At 73.0% G+C, this 24,280-nt stretch carries 24 protein-coding genes and 1 pseudogene; 13 read left to right on the plus strand and 12 right to left on the minus strand.

Translation table 11 applies throughout. The features are described 5' to 3' along the window. Positions 1-2: 2 nt before the first annotated feature. The 8 genes from PJ985_RS17175 to PJ985_RS17210 form a co-directional block, all read right to left on the minus strand. Positions 3-896, minus strand: a complete 894-nt coding sequence (locus tag PJ985_RS17175) for a sirohydrochlorin chelatase (protein WP_271684680.1) — start codon at positions 894-896, stop codon at positions 3-5. A 130-nt stretch (positions 897-1,026) separates the two neighbouring features. Continuing rightward, the gene (locus PJ985_RS17180) at positions 1,027-2,049 is read right to left on the minus strand and encodes an N-acetylglucosamine kinase (protein WP_271684681.1); all 1,023 of its coding nucleotides are present in this window, start codon (positions 2,047-2,049) and stop codon (positions 1,027-1,029) included. Beyond that, a complete protein-coding gene (locus PJ985_RS17185; protein ID WP_271684682.1) occupies positions 2,046-2,723 on the minus strand; it encodes a uracil-DNA glycosylase in 678 nt (225 codons plus the stop codon). The genes PJ985_RS17180 and PJ985_RS17185 overlap by 4 nt, the downstream gene beginning before the upstream one ends. Positions 2,724-2,784: 61 nt before the next feature. Further along, positions 2,785-3,885, minus strand: a complete 1,101-nt coding sequence (locus tag PJ985_RS17190; RefSeq protein ID WP_271684683.1) for a WD40/YVTN/BNR-like repeat-containing protein — start codon at positions 3,883-3,885, stop codon at positions 2,785-2,787. Positions 3,886-3,988: 103 nt separating this feature from the next. Then, on the minus strand, positions 3,989-5,356 hold the full coding sequence (locus PJ985_RS17195) for an FAD-dependent oxidoreductase (RefSeq protein WP_271684684.1): 1,368 nt from the start codon (positions 5,354-5,356) through the stop codon (positions 3,989-3,991). 192 nt (positions 5,357-5,548) lie between these two features. Continuing rightward, positions 5,549-6,211 (minus strand): TetR/AcrR family transcriptional regulator, encoded by a 663-nt coding sequence (locus PJ985_RS17200; protein WP_271684685.1) that lies wholly within the window; start codon positions 6,209-6,211, stop codon positions 5,549-5,551. A 168-nt stretch (positions 6,212-6,379) separates the two neighbouring features. Continuing rightward, positions 6,380-7,318, minus strand: a complete 939-nt coding sequence (locus PJ985_RS17205) for a M56 family metallopeptidase (protein ID WP_271684686.1) — start codon at positions 7,316-7,318, stop codon at positions 6,380-6,382. A 109-nt stretch (positions 7,319-7,427) separates the two neighbouring features. Further along, on the minus strand, positions 7,428-7,973 hold the full coding sequence (locus PJ985_RS17210; protein ID WP_333909868.1) for a DUF5134 domain-containing protein: 546 nt from the start codon (positions 7,971-7,973) through the stop codon (positions 7,428-7,430). 152 nt (positions 7,974-8,125) lie between these two features. Between PJ985_RS17210 and PJ985_RS17215 the strand changes: the two are divergent. Continuing rightward, positions 8,126-8,413 (plus strand): annotated as a pseudogene (locus tag PJ985_RS17215) (GNAT family N-acetyltransferase); the annotation flags it as partial. Here PJ985_RS17215 and PJ985_RS17220 read toward each other — a convergent pair. Further along, the gene (locus tag PJ985_RS17220) at positions 8,397-9,080 is read right to left on the minus strand and encodes a glycerophosphodiester phosphodiesterase (protein WP_271684688.1); all 684 of its coding nucleotides are present in this window, start codon (positions 9,078-9,080) and stop codon (positions 8,397-8,399) included. The pseudogene PJ985_RS17215 and the gene PJ985_RS17220 overlap by 17 nt on opposite strands. 270 nt (positions 9,081-9,350) lie before the next feature. Between PJ985_RS17220 and PJ985_RS17225 the strand changes: the two genes are divergently transcribed. The 3 genes from PJ985_RS17225 (at position 9,351) to PJ985_RS17235 (ending at position 12,687) form a co-directional block, all read left to right on the plus strand. Then, a complete protein-coding gene (locus PJ985_RS17225) occupies positions 9,351-10,748 on the plus strand; it encodes a DUF6421 family protein (RefSeq protein ID WP_271684689.1) in 1,398 nt (465 codons plus the stop codon). Positions 10,749-10,855: 107 nt separating this feature from the next. Then, on the plus strand, positions 10,856-11,629 hold the full coding sequence (locus tag PJ985_RS17230; RefSeq protein ID WP_271684690.1) for an SDR family NAD(P)-dependent oxidoreductase: 774 nt from the start codon (positions 10,856-10,858) through the stop codon (positions 11,627-11,629). Further along, positions 11,569-12,687: a threonine aldolase family protein gene (locus PJ985_RS17235; protein WP_443033508.1), complete on the plus strand. Its 1,119-nt coding sequence runs from the start codon at positions 11,569-11,571 to the stop codon at positions 12,685-12,687. The genes PJ985_RS17230 and PJ985_RS17235 overlap by 61 nt, the downstream gene beginning before the upstream one ends. 59 nt (positions 12,688-12,746) lie before the next feature. On the opposite strand, the gene PJ985_RS17240 is transcribed toward PJ985_RS17235, so the two are convergent. Beyond that, a complete protein-coding gene (locus tag PJ985_RS17240; RefSeq protein WP_271684692.1) occupies positions 12,747-13,463 on the minus strand; it encodes a lysophospholipid acyltransferase family protein in 717 nt (238 codons plus the stop codon). A 161-nt stretch (positions 13,464-13,624) separates the two neighbouring features. On the opposite strand from PJ985_RS17240, the gene PJ985_RS17245 reads away from it, so the two are divergent. The 8 genes from PJ985_RS17245 (at position 13,625) to PJ985_RS17280 (ending at position 20,945) form a co-directional block, all read left to right on the plus strand. After that, positions 13,625-13,957 carry a TlpA family protein disulfide reductase gene (locus tag PJ985_RS17245; protein WP_271684693.1) on the plus strand — a complete coding sequence of 111 codons (333 nt, stop codon included), beginning with the start codon at positions 13,625-13,627 and terminating at the stop codon, positions 13,955-13,957. A gap of 96 nt (positions 13,958-14,053) precedes the next feature. After that, entirely contained in the window at positions 14,054-14,581 is a 528-nt protein-coding gene (locus tag PJ985_RS17250) for a flavin reductase family protein (protein ID WP_271684694.1), read from the plus strand. Between the two features lie 197 nt (positions 14,582-14,778). Then, positions 14,779-15,564 carry an electron transfer flavoprotein subunit beta/FixA family protein gene (locus PJ985_RS17255; protein WP_271684695.1) on the plus strand — a complete coding sequence of 262 codons (786 nt, stop codon included), beginning with the start codon at positions 14,779-14,781 and terminating at the stop codon, positions 15,562-15,564. A 96-nt stretch (positions 15,565-15,660) separates the two neighbouring features. After that, positions 15,661-16,623 (plus strand): electron transfer flavoprotein subunit alpha/FixB family protein, encoded by a 963-nt coding sequence (locus PJ985_RS17260; RefSeq protein ID WP_271684696.1) that lies wholly within the window; start codon positions 15,661-15,663, stop codon positions 16,621-16,623. Between the two features lie 172 nt (positions 16,624-16,795). After that, positions 16,796-18,076, plus strand: a complete 1,281-nt coding sequence (locus PJ985_RS17265; protein WP_271684821.1) for a DUF6986 family protein — start codon at positions 16,796-16,798, stop codon at positions 18,074-18,076. Positions 18,077-18,177: 101 nt separating this feature from the next. Next, positions 18,178-19,143 carry an ROK family protein gene (locus PJ985_RS17270; RefSeq protein WP_271684822.1) on the plus strand — a complete coding sequence of 322 codons (966 nt, stop codon included), beginning with the start codon at positions 18,178-18,180 and terminating at the stop codon, positions 19,141-19,143. Positions 19,144-19,170: 27 nt separating this feature from the next. Next, complete coding sequence (locus tag PJ985_RS17275) at positions 19,171-20,205, plus strand: NUDIX hydrolase (RefSeq protein ID WP_271684697.1); 1,035 nt, start codon at positions 19,171-19,173, stop codon at positions 20,203-20,205. A gap of 164 nt (positions 20,206-20,369) precedes the next feature. Then, positions 20,370-20,945, plus strand: coding sequence for a hypothetical protein (locus PJ985_RS17280; RefSeq protein WP_271684698.1), 576 nt, complete (start codon positions 20,370-20,372; stop codon positions 20,943-20,945). An 86-nt stretch (positions 20,946-21,031) separates the two neighbouring features. On the opposite strand, the gene PJ985_RS17285 is transcribed toward PJ985_RS17280, so the two are convergent. Next, positions 21,032-22,408 (minus strand): dipeptidase, encoded by a 1,377-nt coding sequence (locus tag PJ985_RS17285; RefSeq protein WP_271684699.1) that lies wholly within the window; start codon positions 22,406-22,408, stop codon positions 21,032-21,034. Between the two features lie 120 nt (positions 22,409-22,528). Here PJ985_RS17285 and PJ985_RS17290 point away from each other — a divergent pair, with 120 nt between their 5' ends. Next, on the plus strand, positions 22,529-23,779 hold the full coding sequence (locus tag PJ985_RS17290) for a geranylgeranyl reductase family protein (RefSeq protein ID WP_271684700.1): 1,251 nt from the start codon (positions 22,529-22,531) through the stop codon (positions 23,777-23,779). Positions 23,780-23,786: 7 nt separating this feature from the next. Here the strand turns inward: PJ985_RS17290 and PJ985_RS17295 are convergent, their stop codons facing one another. Next, entirely contained in the window at positions 23,787-24,182 is a 396-nt protein-coding gene (locus PJ985_RS17295) for a nitroreductase family deazaflavin-dependent oxidoreductase (RefSeq protein ID WP_271684823.1), read from the minus strand. Positions 24,183-24,280: the final 98 nt, after the last annotated feature.

Here is a 24,280-nt window from a genome sequence, read left to right on the forward strand (position 1 = left end):
CTTCAGTGCGCGGGAGCCCCGGCGGAACGCTCCGGGGTGATGCCGAGTTTCGCGGCATAGGCGGAGAGCACCAGCTTGCCGACCGCGGGATACGCCCCCAGGGGCTCGGCCGCGGCGCAGCCCGCTTCCGCGGCGGCGGCCGCGAGCAGGCCCTCCGGCACCTCGGGGCCGATCAGGCAGGGAGCCAGCGCGAGCTGGTGCGAGCCGGAATCCAGCAGCTGCCGGGCGGCGGCAGCCACCGAGCCCTCCTCGTCAAGGGCCGCGGCCAGGACCGGGACCGCGAGCCGGGCGGAGAGCAGCATGCCGGTGATACCGGCAGCCTGTACCGCCTCCTCACCGCCCATCGCGGTGAGAATGATGCCGTCCGCGGCGGTTGCGACCGTGAACAGCCGGGCACGGTCCGCCCGGGCCAGGCCGGCCTCGGAGAGCCGCACGTGCACGGCTTCCGCGAGCAGCGGGTGCGGCCCCAGCACATCCGTCAACTCGGCGCCGGATCCGCTGTTGAGGACCGCCTGGCGGATCACTCGCAGCTGCGCGCTGTCCGGCCCGGCCAGCAGCGGGACCACCACGGCGGCGGGCTCGTCATCGGGCTCGTCCGCAGCACCGCGCTCGGCGGCCACCTGCGTCAGAACCTCCTGAAGACCCGGGAATTCCTCGTCCCCGCCCTCGGCGAACCCGGTGCGGGCGTTCAGCCCGGGCAGCTCGGAGCGGGCGATGCTGACCACTTCGTCAGCGAGACTGCGGCTCGCCGACGAGGGCGTGCCGGGGACGGCCAGCACCAGGGTGGGCGCACCGTCCGGCGCGCTGACGGGCTCCGGTTTCCGGTGGCGTCCGCTCTGGCGGACTCGCGGCATTCGTACTGGCAGGCCGGATCCTGGCCCTGTCGAGGAGCTCATGTCGCCGCATGTTAATGCCTTGGTGACGTCCGCTGCTCAGCCGGGGTCGGGCAGTCCGCTTCTGTCCAGCTTTGTCGGCGTGTTGCCGAACCGGGCCACCGATGGCCACCTCAGGGCCTCCCGGCCCGCGTCACCTCGTGCTCGGTCCTGCGTCCCGGTCCGGTCGGCCGAGGGCCAGCAAGGTGGGATCGGACGGCAGCCGCAGGGTGCCGGTGGCCAGCCGGGCGGCGATGAACAGGGCACCGTCGAGCGGATCTCCTGCCGCGGGCACCACGTCCGTCTGCGGCAGCCGGGCCGCCAGCTCCGCGCTCAGCGGAGTGAGCAGCACCTCCCCGAGCTGCAGCAAGCCGCCGGTGAGCGCCAGCGCGGCACCGGGCACCGCGGGGTGGACGGCTGCCGCTGTCCGGGCCGTCTCCCGGGCGGCCTCGCGCAGAATCCCGGTGGCCACGGGGTCCTCCGCCCCGGTCGCGCACCGCGCGACCTCGGGGGCGAAGGAGGCCAGCACAGCGGGCCGGTCGGTGCGCGGGTAGAGCTGTGCCGGCAGTCCACCGACCGGGCCGAACAGTGCCTCCGCCCGCTCCAGCAGCGGACGTGATCCACCGTCCCGGCCGTCATGGGCGCGGAGCGCGGCTTCCAGCCCGGCCCGGCCGATCCAGGCGCCGCTGCCGCAGTCGCCCAGCAGATGGCCCCAGCCGTCGGCCCGGCGCCAGTGGTTCAGGTCCGTTCCGAGGGCGATCAGGCCGGTACCCATGGCCACCACGACTCCCGGCCGCTCGCCGAGGGCCCCGGCATAGCCGGTCACGGCGTCCGCGGCGAGCACCAGACGCCGTACCCCCAGCTCCGAGGCGAGCGCGGCGGGCAGCTCGGCACGCAGCCGGCCCCCGAGCGTGTCCATCCCGGCCGCTCCCACGCAGACAGTGGTGATCTGCTGCGGTCCGCCACCGCGGCGCAGCAGTGCCCGGACGGCGGGGAGCAACTGCTCCAGCAGGTGCGCGGCGTCGAGGCCGGCCGGCCCGGTGCGCACGGGGGCTCCGGAGGCAGCCTCCAGCCTCCGGCCCGGCCGGGTGGCGTCCTCCGGCCGGGCGAGCGCGACACGGAGGCCGGAGCCCCCGGAGTCGACCCCGAGCACCCATCCGGAGCCGGCCGTGGTCATGGCAGTTTCCAGTCCACAGGGGCGGCCCCCTGCTCCTGCAGGAGCGCGTTGACCCGGCTGAAGGGCCGGGACCCGAAGAACCCGCGGTCGGCGGACATCGGGGAGGGGTGCGCCGACTCCACGCTCGGGACCGGACCCAGCAGAGGCCGAAGGTTGCGGGCATCGCGGCCCCACAACACCGCTACCAGCGGCTTGCCCCGGGAGACCAGCGCCCGGATGGCCTGCTCCGTCACCTCCTCCCAGCCCTTGCCGCGGTGGGCCGCGGGCCTTCCCGGCGCCGTGGTCAGTGCCCTGTTGAGGAGCAGTACTCCCTGACCGGCCCACGGGGTGAGGTCCCCGGTGGAGGGCCGCGGCAGCCCCAGGTCGCCGTGCAGTTCCCGGAAGATGTTCTCCAGGCTGCCGGGCAACGGCCGGACCTCCGGCGCCACCGCGAAACTCAGGCCGATGGCGTGGCCGGGCGTGGGATAGGGGTCCTGGCCCACGACGAGGACCCGGACCTCCTCGAACGGCTGCTGAAAGGCCCGCAGAACGTTGCGGCCGGCCGGTAGGTAGGTGCGCCCCGCGGTGATCTCCGCGCGGAGGAAGTCCCCCATCGCGGCGATACGGCCGGCCACCGGCTCCAGCGCCTTCGCCCAGCCCGGTTCGACGATCTCATGCAATGGTCGTGCTGCCACGATCGGTCACCCTACTGGCCCAGGCTCCCGTCTGCTCCGATTCCCGGCAACTGACGTCTCCTCAGATGACCGCGGCCCGTACGGACAACACATCCGGGAGGTGCCGGGCGAGCTGCTGCCAGCTGTCGCCGTCGTCCGCACTGCCGTAGAGCTCGCCGTTGCGGTTACCGAAGTACACCCCGGCCGGATCCGCGTCGTCGGTGCAGAGCGCGTCCCGCAGCACCGGGCCGTGGTGCGGGGCGTCGGGAAGGCCGGGGCCCGACGACTGCCAGCTCTTTCCGGCGTCCTCCGTCCGGTGCACCCGGCAGCGCCGCCCGGCCGGAACCCGGTCGGAGTCGCCGTTGAGGGGGAAGACGTAGGCGACGCCGGCCCGCCGCGGATGCACGGCCACGGGGAACCCGAAGTCGGACGGCAGCCCTTCCCCGATGGAGGTCCAGGCGCCGCCACCGTCGTCGCTGCGGTAGACGCCCCAGTGGTTCTGCAGGTAGAGCCGGTCCGGGTGCACCGCGTCCCTGGCCACCTTGTGCACGCACTGTCCGGACTCCGGATGCGGATCCGGCAGGAAGGTTGCCTGCACCCCGCTGTTCGACGGGTGCCAGGTCGCGCCGCCGTCCGGCGAGCGGTACACGCCTCCGGTGGAGACGGCGACGGTCAGGGACCGGTCGTCCCGCGGGTCGGTGAGCACGGTGTGCAGCCCGAGCCCGCCGCCGCCCGGCTGCCAGCTGCGCCGCGTGGGGTGGTCCCACAGGGAGCGGACCAGGGCGAAGGAGGTGCCGCCGTCCTCGGAGCGGAACAGCGCCCCCGGCTCCGTGCCCGCGTAGACCACGTCCGGCTGCCCGGGGCCGGCGGGCTGGAGCTGCCACACGCGTTCCAGGGAGGCCCCGGTGTCCTCCGGGAATCTGACCGCGGGCCTGGCCGGCTCCTGCCAGCTTGCTCCCAGGTCGTCGGAGCGGAAGACCGACGGCCCCCAGTGGGCGCTGTCGGCACCCACCAGCAGCCGGGGACCTGCGGCCGGCCGCAGGTCGATCGCGAGCGCGTACACGGCCTGGTCCGTGAAGTACGGCCCTTCGAGCTCCCACCCCGGACCGGCCCGCCGGCCGACCGGGCGGCGGGAGAGGAACAGGCCCTTCCTGGTACCCACCGCGAGCAGGACATCGGCCATCCCGGCCACCTCCGCATGCTTGACTGACGACAGCTCTCCATTCCGAAATGTCAGTCTGCACGCCGGCACTGACACCGGCCCGGTGGCGAGCCGGTGAGCTGGGTCAGACGGGCGTACCGGTGCCCCGAGCGGCCCTCAGCAGCGTGTCCCAGTCGGAGAGCTTCACGGTTGTTCGGGACAGCCGGCGCCCGAGTGCGGCCTCGGCCGCCTCGATGCTCAGCCAGCCCGGCCACTCGACCGCCTCCTGGCCGGCCTCCCGCAAGGCCCGCAGCGGGTCCTGGCCGGTCACCTCGCGGCCCGCCAGCAGCACTGCGTCGGCGAGCAGGGAGCGGGCGGTCTCTTTCGCGCAGGGCCGGTTGCTGCCGATGACGCCGGTGGGCCCGCGCTTGATCCACCCGGCCACGTACTCGCCGGGTGAGGGGTTTCCGTCGCGCAGCACCCTTCCCTCGGCATGCGGCACGGTACCGCTGCCCGGATCGAAGGGCAGCCCGGCCATGGGCACCCCGCGGTAGCCGACCGAGCGCAGCACCAGCCGCGCGTCGATCTCCTCGTGCACTCCGGTGCCGACGGCCCCGCCCCGCCCGTCCGGGGCCGTGCGCTCGAACCGCACCGCCCGGACCGCGCCGGTGCCGTCGTCGAGGAGCTCAACCGGGCGGAGGAAGAAGCGCAGGTTGATCCGGCGGGCAGGCTCGGAGGGTGGCTGCTGTGCCCAGCCACGCAGGACCGCGACGTTCCGGCGGGCGCCGGTGGGCAGGCCGCCGGGATCGCTGCAGCCGGGGTCGGCGAGGATCTCCTCCTCACGCACCCGCGGACCCACGCCGGGCAGATGGCCGAGTTCCCGCAGCTCCTTGGTGGTGAAACGAGCCTGGGAGGGCCCCCGCCGGCCCACCAGGTGGACGTCCGTGACCGCGCCGGCGGCCAGGGCATCCAGCGGGCCCTGGGGCATGTCGGTGCCGCGCAGTTCGTCCGCGCCGCGCACCAGGAGGCGCGCCACGTCGAGGGCGACGTTGCCGACCCCGATCACCACGGCACTGCCGCAGTCCAGCGGGAAGTGCCGGCCGGCCGCGTCCGGATGCGCGCTGTACCAGGCGACGAAATCGGTGGCGGAGCAGCTGCCGGCCAGACCTTCACCCGGGATGCCGAGCTTCCGGTCGGCGCTGGCGCCCACGCAGTAGACCACCGCGTGGTAGAGGCCGAGCAGTTCCCGGGGAGCGATGCCCCCGTGCCCCACCGTGACATTCCCCAGAAACCTGACGGCGGGCTGCTCGAGGACCTTGCGCAGTGTCTGCTGGAGCGACTTGATCTTCTGATGATCCGGGGCGACGCCGTAGCGCACCAGACCGTACGGGCAGGGCAGCCGGTCCAGCACGTCCACTGTCACGCGGCCTCGGGGAAGGGCCTGCTGTTCTGTCAGGGCCTGGGCGGTGTACACACCGCTCGGCCCTGATCCGACGACCGCAACGCGCAGCATTCCAGGGCTCCTCACGAGGCAGGAGGTACGTGCCGGTGCCCCACAGCATGTCACCGAACGGCAGCCGCCGGGAGGGTGCGCCGGGGATCTGCCTGCTCCGGGCGCCCCAGCGTCAGGCCGGTCGCCGGCGGGACAGCGGAGGGCCGGATCCGCCGGGGTCCCGGTCGTGGGTCGCCCGTCGCGGGCAGGCCCTCAGCAGCGGGCGGGCCGCCCGGACCCGGCCGGGCCGAGCTCCCCGCCCGGCAGCGGGCCGGGGCCGGGAGGGCTGCCGAGGTGCCAGGCGAGCCCGTAGCGGGCGAAGAGCTCGCGGCGCAGCTGAGCGAGGGGCATCGGCGCGCCGGGCAGCAGCAGAGCGACCACCGAGCCCATCAGCTGGGCCCGCAGCAGGCGGTAGTCGGCTTCGGGGTCCAGCGAACCGTGCCGGGCGACGGCCTCGCGGAGCAGGAGGGCGAGCTGCTGCTGTTCGGTGCACTCTATGAAGCCCTCCTGCTGCAGAAGGCCCGCCATGTGGGCACGCATCAGGACCGGCCGCTCCTGGGCGAGGCCGAGGATCGCGTCGATGGCGCGGGCCATCAGTTCGTCCCCCGCCAGGGGCACGGAGGGCTGCGGCGGGCGCTGGAAGGCCTGGGTGAGAGTGCGGTGCATCAGCCGGTGGACAGCCGTCTGCAGGAGCTGCCGCTTGCTGGGGAAGTAGTAGGAAACCAGACCGCGTGCTGCGCCCGCGCGGTCGGCGATGTCCCCCAGTGTGCTGGCCTCGTAGCCGCGCTCGCCGACCAGCTCGGCGGCCGCCTGCAGAAGCCGCTCCCGGGACCGCCTGCGGAGCTCTTCATTGACCGCCGGGCTACGAGGGGACATCCTGGAGCTCCTGCTTTGATTGGCTGGCAGCCAGTATACTCGGCAGCCTGCCGCGTGGCCGGGGGCGCCGCGGCCTGCCGGCGCCCGTGAGGGCGCCGGCACAGACCGGTGCCGGTGTCGGACGGAGCGGGGGACCGTCCGACACCGGTGTCCTCCGTGGGCGTGCGGTCAGCGCAGTGCGGTCAGGCCGGGAGCGAAGGCCACCAGCAGAGGCACTGCCGGAACGAGAGCGGCGACGGCCGTGGTGTGCAGCCGCCTGGGCACCGACATCCGTCCGGCCGGAGCGAGGAGCCGGTGGACCCTGACCGGTACGTGGGCCTGCCCGGGGCAGGGGCCGAAGACGCCGCGGTCCTCGTTGAGGCCCACCAGGGCCAGCGCGGTCGTCAGTCTGCCGAAGCGCCGGGAGGCGGCGTCGTCGGCGGCCATCTCGGTCAGCCGGTGCACCTGCTCCCGGAACGCGGCGAAAACCGGCACCCGGGGGAACCCGCGCGCCAGGGCACCGGAGCAGTGCAGCAGCCAGTCATGGCGGGCCCGCGCGTGCCCCTGCTCATGGGCGAGGACGGCGTCCAGCTGCCGGCCCTTCAGCCGGCGCAGGGCACCGGTGCTGATGACGAGTTGTTCCGGAGGGCCGGAGAGCAGCCAGGCGTCCGGCCGGTCGTCCTCCACGATCACCAGCCGGTCGCCCGAGGACGGGCCCTCTCCGGGCAGTCGGGGAGAGCGGGAGAGCAGCCCGTCGCGCCGGCGACGACGCCGGGCGCGGGAGGTCCGCACCTCTCCAAGAAGCATCCAGGCGCTCCACAGGCCCCCGCAGGCGAGCAGGACGGCCACCGCGGCGGCCCACAGCTGTCCGTCCGGACGCAGGGAGTATGCCTCCACGACCCGGCTGGGGGCGGGGGCGAAGAGGTGCTCGCGCACGGAGTTCCAGGCGGCCGATCCGGCCAGCGCCATCGCCAGGACCGCGCAGAGCAGTACCGCGACGACGACGCACTGCCACACCCACAGCGCGAGCACGGGTTCCCGGTCCGGCCAGGAGCTGCGGGCCAGGATCCGCGGCGCCATCGCCGCGGTGAGGCCGCCCAGGACGAGCAGGATGAGCGCGGTGAGCATGCCGTCACCCTAATTCCTCGCCGGCCGGGGGGCAGGGGCCGGTCGGCCCCGATGACGCGCGCGGCATTCCGGTGCCGGACGGACGGCCCGGCCTGCCCGCGCGGCACCGTCAGAGGGTGAGCAGCATCGCGACCATGCCGAGGGCGAGCGCCAGCCTGCAGGCCGTCGCCATCTCCGGCTGCCGTCCGGCGGCGGGGGGCCGGCGCCGGAGCTGAGGACCGGCCGGCAGCCGGGCGCCGGCGTGGATTCCGTACACCGCGAAGTAGCCCAGGAGAGCAGTTGTCACCAGAGGCTCCCCGCCCGTCCCCGGACCGGAGTGCCCGGTCATGGCCATGGACATGTAGAACATCGCCAGCGCTTCGATGAGGTGATGGGCCTGGTGGGTCGCGCGAATGCGCAGAACAGGGGGCGGGGCCCCTGCGGCGATGGCGAAGATCACCATGAATACGGCGGCGAACAGCAGCGGTGGCGGTGGCGGCAGCACGGGGGCAGGCACCGCCATGGCGGCCATGCTCAGCCCCATGGCTCCCTCCAGCCCCGCCGGCCGCCGCTGCGGAGCCGGCCCGGCCCGCGCCCACCACAGGCAGTAGAGCCCGGTCCCCCCGCACAGGGCCACCAGCAGCCATCCCAGCAGTGCCGGCCCGTGCAACGGCACACCTCCCCGGTTCGGCCTTCCGGGAGAATACCCGCCGTGGCCGCCGGTCACCGGAGCGCACAGCGGCGCTTCGGGGCGAGTAGCATGCGGTGCTGTGACCGGACGAGGAGATGTGCGCTTCCGGGCTGGAGCGCCGAGAGGGTCCGGCCGGGGGCTCGGCGGCCCGCTTCGGGATGTTCGCGGTGAGTCCCGCCCGCCAGGGGGCGGGACCGGGCAGGCAGGTCCTCGCCGAGGCCGAGCGCACGGTCCGGACCTGCCGGGGCGCCCGGGAGATGTGCATGACGGTGATCTCCGCGCATGAGGAGCTCCTCGCCCGGTACGAGCGCCGGGGCTGCACCCGCACCGGCCGGATGAGCCCTTTCCCCTACGGGGACGAGCGGTTCGGCATTCCGCGACGGCCGGATCTGCGGTCCGAACTGCTGGTCAAGCCGCTGGCCTGAGCCGGGCCACGATCTCCGGCGAGTCGGTCACCACGCCGTCCAGCCGCAGCTGCCGGGCTCGCGTCAGGTCTTCGTGGGTGTTGACGGTCCAGCTGATCACCGCGATGCCTTCCGCGTGGCAGCGGCCGACGACTCCGGAGGTCAGCTCCGGGAGCGCACAGGAGACCAGGTCCGCACCCAGTGCCCGGGCACGTTCCGGTGCGGAGGCGGTGGAATTGCCGGTGACCAGCCCGAGCGGGATGTCCGGGAGCAGGGCACGGACCTCGCGCAGTGCCTCGTCATGGAAGGAGATGACCCGCACCCGGTGGCGCAGCGCGCTCCTGCGGATGAGCCGGGCCAGCACCCGGGCCGCGGCCACGTCCTTGATCTCCGTCTGCAGGGGGGAGGTGACCGCGTCCACCACCTCCTCCAGGACCGGCACCCGCTCCCCGTCCCCGGCGTCGAGTTTCTGCAGCTCGGGGAGGCTCAGGTCGGCGATGCGCCCGGAGCCGTCGGTGGTGCGGTCGACTGTGGCGTCGTGCATCACCACCAGTTGACCGTCCCGGCTCAGATGCAAGTCGAGCTCGACAACGTCCACCCCCGCGCGCTCGGCCCGCAGAAACGAGCGCAGGGTGTTCTCCGGCTCGACGCCCATCAGCCCGCGGTGTCCGACGGTCAGCAGTGGCATGGCTTTTCCGGTGCCTCTCGCGCGCGGGTGAGCCGGTGCGGTCCGGCGGCCCTGGGGTGGTCTGTCGGCGACAGACCCTAGCCCGGGCCGGTGGCCGCCGGATGGCCAGGGAGTGGAAGGCAGCCGAATCCGACACGAATGGGCCTGTCTGCCGAAAAAACGCGAGTGTGAGAAGCCTCTCGCCGGAAGATTTGCGGCCGCTGCGGTTGCTGGGGAGACCTGTTGTCGATACGGTGCAAAGGCGAAAGGATCTCCTGTGGAGGATGGGTCATGACGGAAACTCTTGTTCCCGCCGCTGCGAACGGTGTCGGTGCGCCGGCCCCCCGCGTGGCCGATCACCCTGCCTGGCCCGCGCTGAAACGGGCGGTGGAGGCGATCCGCCCGGCGCAGTCGAAGGACGGATCCATCGACTTCGGCGCCGAGGACGCGCCCTCTCGGACAGCGGTGCGGCGGGAGCTGGAGCGGGCGGTTGCCGCTGTCCAGGAGCTGGCTCCCCTGCTGCCGCACAACGCCGCCTACCACCGGGCCCTGGTGGGCGACCTCCGCCGCTGGGCCGAGGAGGACTTCGGCGTCCCGGACTTCCTCGACTCGCTGCTCGCCTTCCAGCCCGCTCAGCAGCGCCAGGACGGCCTCCAGCACCTCGTGGTCTTCCCCATGTACACCCAGAACGGCAACCCGTACCGCAACCTGGAAGCCGTGGTGCTGCGCGTGGTGTGGCCCGGCTGGCTGGCGGAGCTGGAGCGCACCCGCTACGACAATCCGCTCTTCCTCGGGATCACCTTCGAGGACTTCACCAGCGGCTACGACACCCATTCCGCAGTGCTGTTCCCCGAGACCATCGCCGTGCGTGAGGTGCCCGAGCGGTTCACCTGGGGCGGGATCTTCTGCGACCGGGAGGCCGCGCGCTTCCGCCGGGTGGTCGGCGCCGCCTGCGAGGTCACCCGGCTCGACCTGCCCGAGGAGGCCCTCGGGCTCCTCGGTGACCAGCGGCGCAGCCAGCAGACGTTCGTGCTGTGGGACATGGTGCACGACCGGACCCACAGCCACGGGGACCTCCCGTTCGATCCCTTCATGATCAAACAGCGTCAGCCGTACTGGATGTACGGGCTGGAGGAGCTGCGCTGCGACCTGACCGCCTTCCAGGAAGCCGTGCAACTGGAGGCGGACGGTTTCCCGCAGGGCCGTGACGTGCAGTACGCCGTCATCCTGGAGCGGCTGTTCCGCTTCCCGGTCACCGGTGAGCGCCACCGCAACTACGACGGCCTGGGCGGCCAGCTGCTCTTCGCCTACCTGCACCGCCACGACGCGCTGCGCTGGACGGACAACAAGCTCAGCATCGACTGGGACCGCGCCCGTGAGGTGACCGTGCAGTTGCGGAGAGAGATCGAGACCCTCTACCGGGACGGCATCGACCGGCCCAAACTCGTGCACTGGCTCAAGGCCTACGACCTGGTCTCGGCCTATCTCGCTCCGCACCCCGGCTCCACCTGGGCCAAGGGGCCCGAGGCGCTGGACCTCGCCCTCCCGCCCCGGAAGCTGGTGGACGACGTGCTGCCGGACGAATTCCCGCTGAGCCTGTTCTACGAGGCCCTGGCGAAGAAGCTCCGCAAAGTGATCGAATCGACCCGCGGCATCACGGCGGAGAGCCCTTCCGCCGTCGCGGCCTGACACCGTTCTGCGAGGATCCCCCGGGCGTCCCGCCCGGGGGATCTTTCGCTGCGCAGCGCCCCGGCGGGCGCCGCGCGGCATCATGGATCACTGAGGAGGCGATGGGCATGAGCAGCATGACCGAGGACCACGGCGGGGACGAGAGCAGGCTCGAGGGCGCGGTGGTGGCCGTGGCGGGCGCGGGAGGCCCTGCCGGGCATGCCACGCTGCTGCGGCTGGCCGAGGCGGGCGCCACCGTGGTGGCCGCCGACGCGGACGCCGCCCGACTGGCGGAAGGCGTGGACGCGGCGCGCTTCGCTCACGGCGGCGCCACCGTGACCGGTGACACTGTCGACCTCCTCGACGCCGAGGCGACCCGCGCCTGGGCCGGGAGGACCGAGGCCGAGTTCGGCCGGGTCGACGGCCTCGTCCACCTGGTCGGAGGCTGGCGCGGTTCGGCCTCCTTCGCCGAGACCGACCTCGCCGACTGGAACCTCCTGCACGACCTGCTGATCCGCACGGTGCAGCACACCTCCCTGGCCTTCGAGGGGCCGCTCCGCCGGACCGGCAACGGCCGTTTCGTACTGGTCAGCGCGGCCGGTACCGCCAGGCCCACGGCCGGCAACGCCGCCTACGCCGCCGCCAAGGCAGCAGCCGAGGCCTGGACCCTGGCCCTGGCGGACGGCTTCCGGAAGACCGGTGGGGAGAGCGGCCCGCAGGCCGCGGCCGTGATCCTGGTCGTCAAGGCCCTGGTCCACGAGGCGATGCGGGCCGAACGCCCGCAGGCCAGGTTCCCGGGGTTCACCGATGTCCGGGAGCTGGCCGAGGCCGTCTGCGGAGTATGGAACCAGCCCACCCAGGAAGTGAACGGACAGCGCCTGTGGCTCACACCCCAGCCCTGAGAACCGACGCCAAACGCCGCCACGACCCCGCGGTGCGCGGCTTCGCCAGTGACAACTACGCGGGTGCCCACCCGGAGATCCTCGCCGCCCTGGCGCTGGCCAACGGCGGACACCAGGCCGCCTACGGGGAGGATGCCTATACCGAGCACCTTCAGCGGGTGGTGCGCAGCCACTTCGGCGGTCTCGCGCAGACCTACCCGGTGTTCAACGGGACAGGCGCCAACGTCGTCGCGCTGCAGGCCCTCACCGACCGCTGGGGCGCCGTGATAGCCGCCGACTCCGCACACATCCACGTCGACGAGTGCGGCGCGCCCGAGCGGGTGGGCGGGCTGAAGCTGCTCACCGTCCCCACCGAGCACGGCAAGCTCACCCCCGAGCTCATCGACCGCGAGGCGCACGGCTGGGACGACGAGCACCGGGCCATGCCGCAGGTCGTCTCCCTGACCCAGAGCACCGAGCTGGGGACTCTCTACACGCCCGACGAGATCCGGGCCCTGTGCGACCACGCTCATGAGCGGGGCATGACGGTGCATCTGGACGGTGCGCGGCTCGCCAATGCCGCCGCCGCGCTGGACGTACCGATGCGGGCCTTCACCAATGTCGCCGGGGTCGATGTGCTCTCCCTGGGCGGCACCAAGAACGGGATGCTGTTCGGCGAGGCCGTCGTCGTCCTCAATCCGGACGCGGTGCGTGCCATGAAGCATCTGCGGAAGCTGTCCATGCAGCTCCCCTCCAAGATGCGCTTCGTCTCGGTGCAGCTCGAGGCGCTGCTCGCCGGTGACCTGTGGCTGCGCAGCGCGCGGCACGCCAACACCATGGCGGAGCGGCTCGCTGCCGGGGTCCGCTCCGTGGAGGGGGTGGACATCCTGCACCCGGTGCAGGCCAACGCCGTGTTCGCCCGGCTGCCGCGCGAGGTGGGTGAGCGGCTGCAGAAGCGCTACCGCTTCTACTTCTGGAACGAGAGCACCGGCGACGTGCGCTGGATGTGTGCCTTCGACACCTCTCCGGACGACGTCGACGGCTTCCTTGCCGCCCTCCGTGAGGAAATGACCGCCTGACACCGGACCCCGCCCCCGGCGTGCCCGCCCGGGGCGGTCCAGCGTCAGCCAGGGCCCGCCTAGTTCGTTCCTCCGGGGGGCTCGGGGGCCGTGCCGCCGAGATGCGCCGGAAGCCACCAGGTGTCCGCCGGGTCCCGGGGCTCGCCCGGGTAGTCCCGCTGAGCGGTTTCGAGCAGTTCCTGCACCCGTTCACGCAGCCGCTCGGTGACCTTGGCCGCCGACTCGCCGGGATCCGCGGTCATCGGCTTGCCGATCCGGATGGTGACGGGGAAGTGGTTGCGGCCGAAGTCCCGCTTTCGGCCCTTCGTCCACACCCGCTGGGTGCCCCACAGGGCGACCGGAAGCAGCGGAACCTCCGCTTCCTGCGCCATCCGGGCTGCGCCGGACTTGAACTTCTTCAGTGTGAACGAGGGAGAGATCGTCGCCTCGGGGAAGACCCCGACGATTTCTCCCGACCGCAGGGAGCGCAGCGCGTGCTCGAAGGCGTGCTCGCCCTGGGAACGGTCCACCGGGATGTGCTTCATGCCCCGCATCAGCGGGCCGGAGATCTTGTGCCGGAACACCGCGTCCTTCGCCATGAAGCGCACCAGCCGCTTCGCCGGTAGTGCGGCGAAGCCGGAGAAGACGAAGTCGAGGTAGCCGATGTGGTTGCTGACGAGGACCGCGCCCCCGTGCCGCGGGACGTGCTCGCTGCCGTCGATGTCGAAGCGCAGGTCGAGCACCTTGAACATGGTGCGGGCAGCGCCGATGACCGGCGGGTATACGAGCTCTGCCATGGGGGATGATCCTTCTTCCTTCGGGCTCCGGACGGGAGGTGTTCCCTGTTCGGGACCCTAACCTACGCTGCCGTAACCTGACACGGCCGGGAATGAACCGCAACCGGTGCGCGCTGCACCGTCCAGGGGACGGCCGGACCGTCCCGGGCAGGGGAGCAGAGGTGTCGGGACGAGACGGAGCGGCGGCGCTGGGCGCTTCCGCGCTCGGGGTCGGACGGCTGGGGCGGCTGGCCACCCTGGTGCACTTCTCCAGCGCGTTCTGTCAGCCCTGCCGGGCCACCCGGCGCGTCCTGGTGGAGGTGGCCGCGATGGCTGAAGGGGTGAGCCATGTCGAGATCGACGCCGAAGCCCGGCTGGGACTCGTCCGCGCCCTGGGCATCGAGCGCACCCCCACGGTCCTCGTCCTGGACGCAGCCGGCCGGATCGTCCGCCGGGCGACCGGGCAGCCGCGCAGGGCGGACGTCATCGCCGCCCTCGGCGCGGCGGTCCGCTGAGTTCCGCGGAGTGATCCGTCTCGCATCTCGCCGGACGGCCTTGACGCTGGTCACCGAGCGTCGTCACGCTGGCCTGGTGTGGTCAGGAGCCGGGCGATGAGCGCGTCAGTGACGACCGGTCCGGTGGGCACCGGACCGGCCCTCCTGCGTGCCGCCTTCCGGCGGCACGCGGCAGGGGTTGCCGTGATCACCGTGGACGGCGAGCACGGTCCGGCCGGGTTCACCGCAACCTCCGTCGCCTCGGTGTCGGCCGAGCCGCCGATGGTCTCCTTCGGCGCCGGGACCATGTCGTCGAGCTGGCCGGCGCTCGCCGGAGCCCGCTGGGTCGGCGTCCACCTGCTCGCCGAGCAGCACCGGGAGCTGGCGGTACGGTTCTCGCGCAGCGGGGCCGACCGTTTCGCGGCCCCGACGCGCTGGTACTCCGGACCGCACGGGGTGCCGATGCTGGAGGGTGTGCCCGCCTCCCTGGTGTGCCGGGTGATCGCCCGGGTGCCCGCGGGCAGTCACCGGGTGGTGCTGGCCGAGGTCGTGGAGGGACACACGTCCCGCGGTGGTCGCCCACTGCTCTACCACGGCGGGCGGTACGCCGGTCTGCGGCAGGAGAGTGCGGAGGACCCTCCCTGACCTCCGTGGAGGGGTCCCGTCGGCCGGGTCGTCGGCAAGGTCACAGTGCGAACGGCTTGATGGCGTGCCAGGCGTTACGATGTACTGATGAGTAACAAAGCTGGGCGGGTTCTGTGCGCCCCGCCCGGATTCCGCTCATTGGGCGCATATGCTGCCCGGTGGAGCAGCCAGGATGAACCGATAGTAGGAGAGCCGGCGTGAGCTTGAGGATCGTTGTCTGTGTGAAGTACGTGCCCGACGCCACCGGTGACCGGCGCTTCACCGAGGACCTGACCACCGACCGGGAAGCGGTCGACGGCCTGTTGTCGGAGCTCGACGAGTACGCGGTGGAACAGGCGCTGCAGATCGCCGGGGACGCCGACGACGCCGAGGTCACGGTGCTGACTGTCGGCCCCGAGGACGCCAACGACGCACTGCGCAAGGCGCTCTCCATGGGGGCCGACAAGGCCGTGCACGTCGAGGACGACGACTTGCACGGCACCGACGCCCTCGGGACTTCGCTGGTGCTTGCCAAGGCGATCGAGAAGACCGGCTACGACCTGGTCATCTGCGGTATGGCGTCCACCGACGGCGCCATGGGCGTGATTCCCGCGATGCTCGCCGAGCGCCTCGCCGTTCCGCAGGTGACCCTGCTGTCCGAGGTCGCCGTCGCCGACGGCAGGGTGACCGGCCGGCGTGACGGGGATGCCGCCACCGAGCAGCTCGAGGCCGCGCTCCCCGCCGTCGTGTCGGTGACCGACCAGTCGGGAGAGGCCCGCTACCCCTCCTTCAAGGGGATCATGGCGGCCAAGAAGAAGCCGGTCGAGTCGCTGGACCTGGACGACCTCGGCCTCGAGGCGGAGCAGGTCGGCCTCGAGGGGGCCTGGACCAAGGTCGACGAGGCGGTCGAGCGCCCGGCACGCACAGCGGGCGAGATCGTGACGGACGAGGGCGAGGGCGGCAAGCAGCTGGCCGAGTTCCTGGCCGCGCAGAAGTTCATCTGATCCCTCACCGGTGCCGGGCGGCACGCCCCGGAGCCCGGCAGAGCATTCGCCCTTTCCCCCGGCCCCAGTCCGGGAATCCCGCGCAGGAGTTGTGTCATGGCTGAAGTACTTGTCTACGTCGATCACCTGGACGGCGCCGTCCGCAAGCCCACTCTCGAACTGCTGACCCTGGCCCGCCGCATCGGTGACCCGGTCGCCGTGCACCTCGGCCCCGGCGCTGACACCGCCGCCCCGGTGCTCGCCGAGCACGGGGCGGTGCGGGTGCTGACCGCCGACGCCGCCGAGTTCGCCGACTACCTGGTCGTGCCCAAGGTGGACGCCCTGCAGGCCGCCGCCGAGTCGGTGTCCCCGGCCGCGGTGCTCATCCCCTCCTCGGCCGAGGGCAAGGAGATCGCCGCGCGCCTCGCGGTCCGGCTCGGTTCCGGCATCATCACCGACGCCGTCGACCTGGAGTCGGGGGATGAGGGCCCGGTGACCCGCCAGTCGGTGTTCGCCGCCGGTTTCACCACGAAGTCGCGCGTCACCGAGGGCGTCCCGGTGATCACCGTCAAGCCCAACTCCGCGGCCCCGGAGTCCGCGCCCGCCGCCGGCACCGTCGAACAGCTGACGGTGTCCTTCGGTGAGCTGGCCACCGGCACCAAGGTCGTCTCCCGTACCCGGCGCGAGGCCACCGGCCGCCCCGAGCTGACGGAGGCCGCCATCGTTGTCTCCGGCGGGCGCGGGGTCAACGGCGCCGAGAACTTCGCCGTCATCGAAAACCTCGCCGACGCGCTCGGCGCGGCGGTCGGCGCCTCCCGGGCCGCGGTGGACGCGGGCTGGTACCCGCACTCGAGCCAGGTCGGCCAGACCGGCAAGAGCGTCTCGCCGCAGCTGTACATCGCGGCCGGCATCTCCGGGGCGATCCAGCACCGGGCGGGAATGCAGACCTCCAAGACCATCGTGGCCGTCAACAAGGATGCCGAGGCGCCGATCTTCGACCTGGTCGACTACGGCATCGTGGGGGACCTTTTCGAGATCGTCCCGGCACTTACCGAAGAGGTCAGGACCCGCAAGGGCTGAGCCCCCGGACCGCGGCAGCAACGGCCCGCACCGCTCGCGCCACCGGCGCCGGCGGGGCGGGCCGTGGTGACGCCGGGACCCGGCCGGTTGTGCCGGTCCCCGGCAGCGGGTTAGCTTCCTCCACGACGTGTCGGGACACCCGCCGGACGGGCGGGAGGGCGGAGCGGAGCCGATGGGGCAGCAGTACCGGCCCGCGACCAGCCTGGCCCGGTCCGTGCGCGAGGACATCGAGGCCCGGCTGGCTCCCGTCGACGCGGAGCTCGCCCGCCGGTACCCCGGGGACGCCGCCTCCCGGCAGCCGGTGCACACTGTGTACGTCCCCGCCGACCGGGCCGACGCGGACACCGCCCGTGCGTGGGGCGAGCAGGCCCTCGCTCTCCTCGACCGGTGTGCCCCCGACGCCGCCGCCCTCGCGGCCGTCCTCGGCCTGCCCACGGAGCTGGCGGGCCCGGTGTACGCCCGGGTGCGGGCCAAGCTGGCGCGGGAGCCGGTGGAGGACCTGCGGATCGACTTCGAGGACGGTTACGGCCGGCGGCCGGACGACGAGGAGGACGCGGCCGCCGTCCGGGCGGCCCGGACGGTGACGGAAGCCCGCGCACAGGGCACCCGCCCGCCGTGGACGGGCATCCGGATGAAGTGCCTGGAGAAGCCCGTGCGGGACCGCGGCATCCGCACCCTGGACATCTTCCTGACCGCCCTGATGGACGCCGGAGGGCTGCCGGACGGCCTTCTTCTCACGCTTCCCAAGGTCAGCTCCCCCGAGCAGGTTGCGGCGATGGTGCAGCTGTGTGCGGCGTTCGAGCGGGCCCGGGGGCTGGAGGCCGGACGGCTCGGGTTCGAGATCCAGATCGAGACGGCCCAGGCCATCGTGGGGGCGGACGGCCGGGCCACGGTCGCCCGGATGATCGAGGCCGCCGACGGCCGGGCCACGGGGCTGCATTACGGAACCTTCGACTACAGCGCCTGCTGCGGAGTGAGTGCCGCTCATCAGTCCCTGGAACACCCGGTGGCCGACCACGCCAAGGCCGTCATGCAGGCGGCCGCGGCCGGTACCGGCGTCCGGCTCTCCGACGGGTCCACCAATGTCCTGCCGACGGGGTCCGCCGCCCGGGTGCACGATGCCTGGCGCCTCCATCACCGGCTGGTGCGCCGCTCACTGGCCCGCGCCTATTACCAGGGCTGGGACATGCACCCCGGGCACCTGGTGACGCGGTACACGGCCGTCTACGCCTTCTACCGTGAAGGGTTCGCGCAGGCCGCCGGCCGGCTGGCGGCCTACCGGGGCGGCACGGGCGACGGTGTGCTGGACGAGCCGGCCACCGCACGGGCCCTCGTCGGGTTCCTGCTGCGCGGGCTGGACTGCGGGGCGCTGGACAGCTCTGAGGTCAGCGCAGCGACAGGGCTGGTCCGCGAGGAACTGGAAGAGCTGTCCGGCCGTCACACGGGCCGCTGAACCCCGCCGGCCGGCGGCCTCCCGGCCCCGGCGGACCGCCGCGGTCCGCCGGCGGGGCCGGACTGGACAACACCCGCCGCGGCGGGTGAGGCTTCATGCCCATGACCTCTGACCTCGTCGCAGCCGTCGACATCGGCGGGACCAAAATCGCGGGCGCCCTCGTGGACGGTACGGGCGCCCTTCTGGAGCGCCTCCAGCTCCCCACCCCCGCCGGGGAGCCGAGTGACCATGTTCTGCGGACGGTGGCCGACGTTCTCGGCCGGCTGGCCGCCGGACCGCACTGGGGCCGGGTCACCGCCGTCGGGATCGGCAGCGCCGGTCCCGTCGATGCCCGGGCCGGCACCGTCAGCCCGGTCAATATCCCCGGCTGGCGGGAGTTCCCACTCCTCAGGGAGGTCCGCCCGTTCACCGGCCGGCTCCCGGTCACCCTGATCGGGGACGGAGCCGCCATCGCCGCCGCGGAGCACTGGCGGGGTGCCGCCCGCGGCCGTGACAACGTCCTGTGCATGGTGGTCTCCACCGGGGTGGGCGGCGGGCTGATCCTCGACGGTGCGCTCCGTTCGGGCCCCACCGGGAACGCCGGCCACATCGGCCACATCTCGGTGGACTACAACGGTGAGCCGTGTCCGTGCGGCAGCCGGGGCTGTGTGGAGCGCATCGCCAGCGGTACCGGTATCGCCCGCTATGCCCGGGAGGCCGGATGGCGGCCCGCCGAGCCGGGCGGTGATGCCACAGCGGCGGGAGTGGCCGAGGCGGCTCTCCGTGGCGAGCCGGTGGCCGTGGCGGCCTTCGACCGGGCCGCCCGTGCTCTGGCAGCCGGAATCGCGGCCACCGCGACCCTCGTGGAGATCGAGGCCGTGGTCATCGGAGGAGGCGTGAGCCAGTCGGGCGAGGTGCTCTTCGGGCCGCTGCGCCGGGCGCTCAAGGAGTTCGCCACGCTCGCTTTCGTCCGGGACATCGAGGTGGTCCCCGCCGAGCTCGGCACCGGTGCCGGCCTGGTGGGGGCGGCAGCGGCCTGCCGTTCCGCCTCCGGCACGTTTCCGGCACCTGTTCCAGCGGGCAACTGACTTCAGGGCGAACGAGGAGGGGGATGCGTGATCATCTGGCTGAACGGCGCGTTCGGGGCCGGTAAGACCACGGCCGCCCGGGAGCTTGCCGAGCTGCTGCCGGACACGACGTACTTCGATCCGGAGCTCGTCGGCGACCTGCTGCGCCGGACGCTGCCCGGCAAGCGGCTGCAGGCACTGGCAGGGCATCAGGACCTGGCTGCCTGGCGCTGGCTCGTGGTGGAGACCGCCGCCGCGGTGCACCGGGAGACCGGAGGCACTCTGGTGGCTCCGATGACGGTGCTGCGCCAGGAGCACCGCGACGAGGTGTTCGGGGGCCTCGCGGCCCGCGGGCTTCCCGTGCGGCACGTGCTTCTGCACGTTGAAGAAACGATCCTTCGTGAGCGGATAGCGCGGCGGGAGGAGAACCCCGGTGATCCGGAGGCGAGCGCCGCCGTGCGCAGCTGGTGTCTGGAGCAGGTACCGCACTACCGCAGGGCCCTGTCCTGGATCGGCGCCGACGCGTACACGATCGACATGTCCCGGCTCAGCCCCCGGCGGACCGCGGAGCGGATCGCCGAGGCGGTCGGCAGCGGCGCGGGCAAGTGCGACATCGTCCGGACACCACCGCCGGCCGGGGAGACGGTGGCCGCCGGGATGCTGCTGTTCGACGAGCGCGAGCGGGTGCTCCTCGTCGATCCCACCTACAAGCCGGGCTGGGAGTTTCCCGGCGGGATCGTCGAACCCGGCGAGTCACCGGTGCAGGCTGCCGTCCGGGAGGTGGCGGAGGAGCTCGGCCTCCGCCTCGACGGCGAGCCCGGGCTGCTGGTGGTGGACTGGGAGCCGCCCCGCCCGCCGCTCCACGGCGGGCTGCGGATGCTCTTCGACGGCGGTCGTCTCGGCCGCGAGCGGCTGAGCGAGGTGCTGCTCCCCTGCGCGGAACTCCGGGACTGGCGCTTCGTCAGCGCCGAGGACGCCGAGCAGCTGCTCTCACCCGGGCACTTCAGCCGGCTGCAGTGGGCGCTGCGGGCCCGTGCCGAGGGCCGCGCACGCAACCTCGAAGCGGGCGTTCCGGTCGGCTGACGACCGCCGGCTCCCGGCGCGCCCCGGAGCCGGGATCAGCCGAGGATCACCGGACCGTCCCCCGCCCGGCGTCCGGGGTGACCTGTTTGCCGCGTTCCGGGCCGTGCCCGGCCGCCGGTGTGCTTAGCGTGGGGCTGTCACCGCTCGGGAGGAAAGGGCTGTCCATGAGCACACTGCGCACGACCCTGGCAACGCTCGGGCTGAGCGTGACAGTTCTCGGAGGGAGCGCGCCGGCGTCGCTCGCCCTGGACACCCCGCTCCCGGACGCCTCACCCGGCCGGCCGGACAGCACCACCCTGGGCTACAGCGTCTCACCGCACACCGTCCGGGCGGGCGGATCGGTGGATCTGACGGTCACCGGCTGCACCGACCACGGGGCGACCGCACGGTCCGGCGCCTTCGCCGCGACCGCTCTGGGAGAGCCGGGCCCGCTGCAGAGCACGCGGGTGGGCATCTCCGGGGACACCAGGCCCGGCGCGCAGTACGACGTCGTTCTCACCTGCGGAGAGCGGACCGGCACCGCTCAGCTGGTGATCGCGGAAGGCTCCGTCCTCCCGGAGAGCTCCGGGCCGGCACCGGAGGAGCCGGCGCCCGCGGCCCCCGGCGCTCCGCAGGCCGGCGCGGCCGGGCAGCGGACCGGTGACCCCTCGACGGTCGTGACCGGGGCCGGGATCAGTGTCGCGGCGCTGCTCGGGATGTACCTGCTGCACCGCCGCCGCTCGCCGGGAGTGCCCTCCTGACGCCTCGGTGGGACGGCACCGCCCGGCCCGGCTTCCCCGCGGGGGTCCCGCGCCCGTCGTGCCGCCCCCGGCGGGGCACCGGCATGTCAGCGCAGGGCTGCCGCGTACTTCTGCAGGAACAGGGCCTCGGTCACCGACATCCGCTCCAGCTCCTCGGGTGAGACGCTCTCGTCCACGGCATGGATCTGTGCGGCCGGCTCGCTGAGCCCGATCAGCAGAATCTCGGCCTCCGGGTAGAGTCCGGCCAGCGTGCTGGTCAGGGGAATCGACCCGCCCTGGCCGATGATCTCCATCCGGGCACCGTCGTAGGCTTCCCGCATCGCCGAGGCCATGGAGGTATAGGCCGGGCTCGTGGTGTCCGCACGGAACGGCCGGCCCTCACCGGTTGCCTCGACGGTGACCTGCGCTCCCCAGGGGGCCCGGGACTCCAGGTGCGCGGCCAGGAGCCGGCCCGCCTCTCCGGGGTCCGTCCCCGGCGGCACCCGCAGGCTCACCAGTGCGCGGGCGCTGGCCTGCACCGAGGGGGTGGCTCCGACCACCGGAGGGCAGTCGATCCCGAGGACGGTCACGGCCGGACGGGCCCAGAGCCGGTCGGCGATGCTTCCCGAGCCGGTCAGCCCGACCCCGTCCAGCACCCTGGCGTCCTGACGGAACTGCTCCTCCGGGTAGGCGGTGCCGTCCCAGGCCCCGTCCGCGGGGAGCCCGTCCACGACGGTTGACCCGTCCTCGTCGCGCAGCGAGTCGAGCACCCGGATCAGGGCGGCCAAGGCATCCGGCGCGGCCCCGCCGAAGGCCCCCGAGTGCAGGTTGCCCCGCAGCGTGTCGACCTGCACCCGGGCCATCGTCATGCCGCGCAGGACAGCAGTCACGGTCGGCTGCCCCACCCGGAAGTTGCCGGTGTCACCGATGACGAGGGTGTCCGCCGCCAGCAGGTCGGGGTGCTGCTCGGCGTAGCGTTCCAGCCCGCCGGTGCCCTGCTCCTCGGAGCCCTCCACGATCACCTTCACCGTGACCGGGACACCGCCGGCCGCCGCCTTCAGCGCCCGCAGGGCCAGCAGGTGCATGATGACGCTCCCCTTGCAGTCCGCCGCGCCGCGGCCGTACCAGCGGCCGTCACGCTCGGTCAGCCGGAAAGGCGGTGAGGTCCAGGCCGCCTCGTCGAGCGGCGGCTGCACGTCGTAGTGCGCGTAGAGGAGCACGGTGGGAGCATCCGGGGGCCCGGGCAGCAGGCCGTAGACGGACTGGGTGCCGTCCGGGGTGTCCAGGAGGGCGACCTCCGTGAAGCCCTCGGCGCGCAGCGCGTCCGCGACCCACCCGGCCGCCGCCTCGCACTCGCTCCGGGGGAACTGCTGCGGGTCCGCCACCGAGCGGAAGGCCACGAGTTCAGCCAGTTCGTCCCTGGCCCGGGGCATGAGCGAGGCGATCGTGCCGGCGAGTTCGGTGTGCTCGGTGCTGAGTTCCATCGGGAACGCTCCTTGTGGGCGCGGTGTTGCGCGCGCGGGACGCGTCCGGCGCGCACGGGTGGGACCGGGGTGCGGCAGATCATTTCATATCCCGTTGTGCAGTCTCCCCGGAGCCGTAGGATGCCCTGCGGCGGCCGATCAGAGATCCAGCGGGAGCGACAGGACATCGTGAGCAGCGGGAGCACCGCCGGAAACGGCGTGATCTGGGACGTGCTGGTTGTGGGTGCGGGGCCGGGGGGTGCCTCGGCCGCCCGGGCGGCGGCGGAGACCGGGCGCCGGGTGCTGCTGCTGGAGCGCAGCCGTGTGCCGCGTCACAAGACCTGCGGCGGCGGCATCATCGGCCCCTCCCGGGACGCCCTGCCGCCGGGCTTCGAACTGCCCCTGCGGGAGCGCGTGCACGCGGTGACGTTCTCCCTCAACGGCAGAATGGTGCGCACCCGCCGCTCGAAGCAGATGCTCTTCGGGCTGGTCGACCGGCCGGAGTTCGACCGGCGGCTGGTCGAGGCGGCGGTCGGCGCCGGAGCGGAGTTCCGTGACGGGGCCATGGTGTCCCGGATCGCGCAGCACGGCCCCGCCGTCCCCGACCGGCGCACCGTCGCCGTGGTGCTCTCCAGCGGTGAAACCCTGCTCGCTCGCTGTGTGGTCGGCGCCGACGGCAGCGCCGGCCGGACCGGGACCCACGTCGGTGTCCGGCTGGAGCAGGTGGATCTCGGCCTGGAGGCGGAGATCCCGGTGCCGGCCGAGGTGGCCCGGGACTGGTCGGGCCGGGCGCTCATCGACTGGGGCCCGATGCCGGGGTCGTACGGGTGGGTCTTCCCCAAGGGGGATGTCCTGTCCGTCGGGGTGATATCCGCCCGGGGCGAAGGAGCCGCGACCAAGAGGTACCTGCGGGACTTCGTCGCTCGCCTCGGGCTGGCCGGATTCGAGCCCGCCGTCACGTCGGGCCACCTGACCCGCTGCCGCACCGATGACTCACCGCTGTCCAGGGGACGGGTCCTGGTGTGCGGGGACGCCGCGGGGCTGCTGGAGCCGTGGACTCGGGAGGGCATCTCCTTCGCACTGCGGTCCGGGCGGATGGCGGGGGAGTGGGCGGTACGTGTCGCCGAGGCGCACGATGCCGTCGACGCCCGCCGCCTGGCCCTCCACTACTCCAGCGGCATCAAGCGGGACCTGGAAACGGAGATGGGTGTCGGGAGGCGGCTGCGGGAGGTCTTCGCTGAGCGCCCCCGGATGCTGCATGCCGCCCTGATCGGCTTCCGCCCCGCCTGGGCGGTCTTCGCCCGGATCACCCGGGGCTCCACCACCCTGGCCGGAATTGTCCGTACCCACCCGGCGGCCCGGCGGCTGCTGGCTGCCCGGGAGCGTTCCTGACCCCGGGTCAGAGCCGGTCGATGACGGCGAAGACGGGATAGTGGCGGGCCACTGCGCGCCACTCCTCGTCAGTGGATTCCGCGGTGATGCCGTGGCCCTCGAAATAGCGCCCGACCTCCGACTTCCAGGCCTCCCGGTAGGCGCGCAGAACCGGGGGCTTCTCGTCGTCCGGGACCTCGGCGGCGTCGAACCTGCGGACCTTTCTGCCGATCCGCAGCTCGCCGCCGCCCGCCGCCCGCATGTTGTGCGTCCACTGCACGTGTCCCCGCGGGGCGACCAGGTAGGTGCGGCCTTCGAGCGTCAGCGGGTTGACCGGCGTGGTCCGCGGCTCACCGCTCTTGCGGCCGCGCACCGTCAGCACCTGGGCACCCCACAGGTTGACTCCGCGGCGCGCGAACCACATGACGATGCGGTTGATGGTGGGAGTGGTGGCTCCGGCGTACACATGATCGGACTTCAACTGCCGACCTCCCTAATGTGAGCAGTGCTCTCTCTGTGGAG

The sequence above is a fragment of the Streptomyces sp. ACA25 genome (assembly GCF_028200735.1).
Classification (GTDB): Bacteria; Actinomycetota; Actinomycetes; order Streptomycetales; family Streptomycetaceae; genus Streptomyces.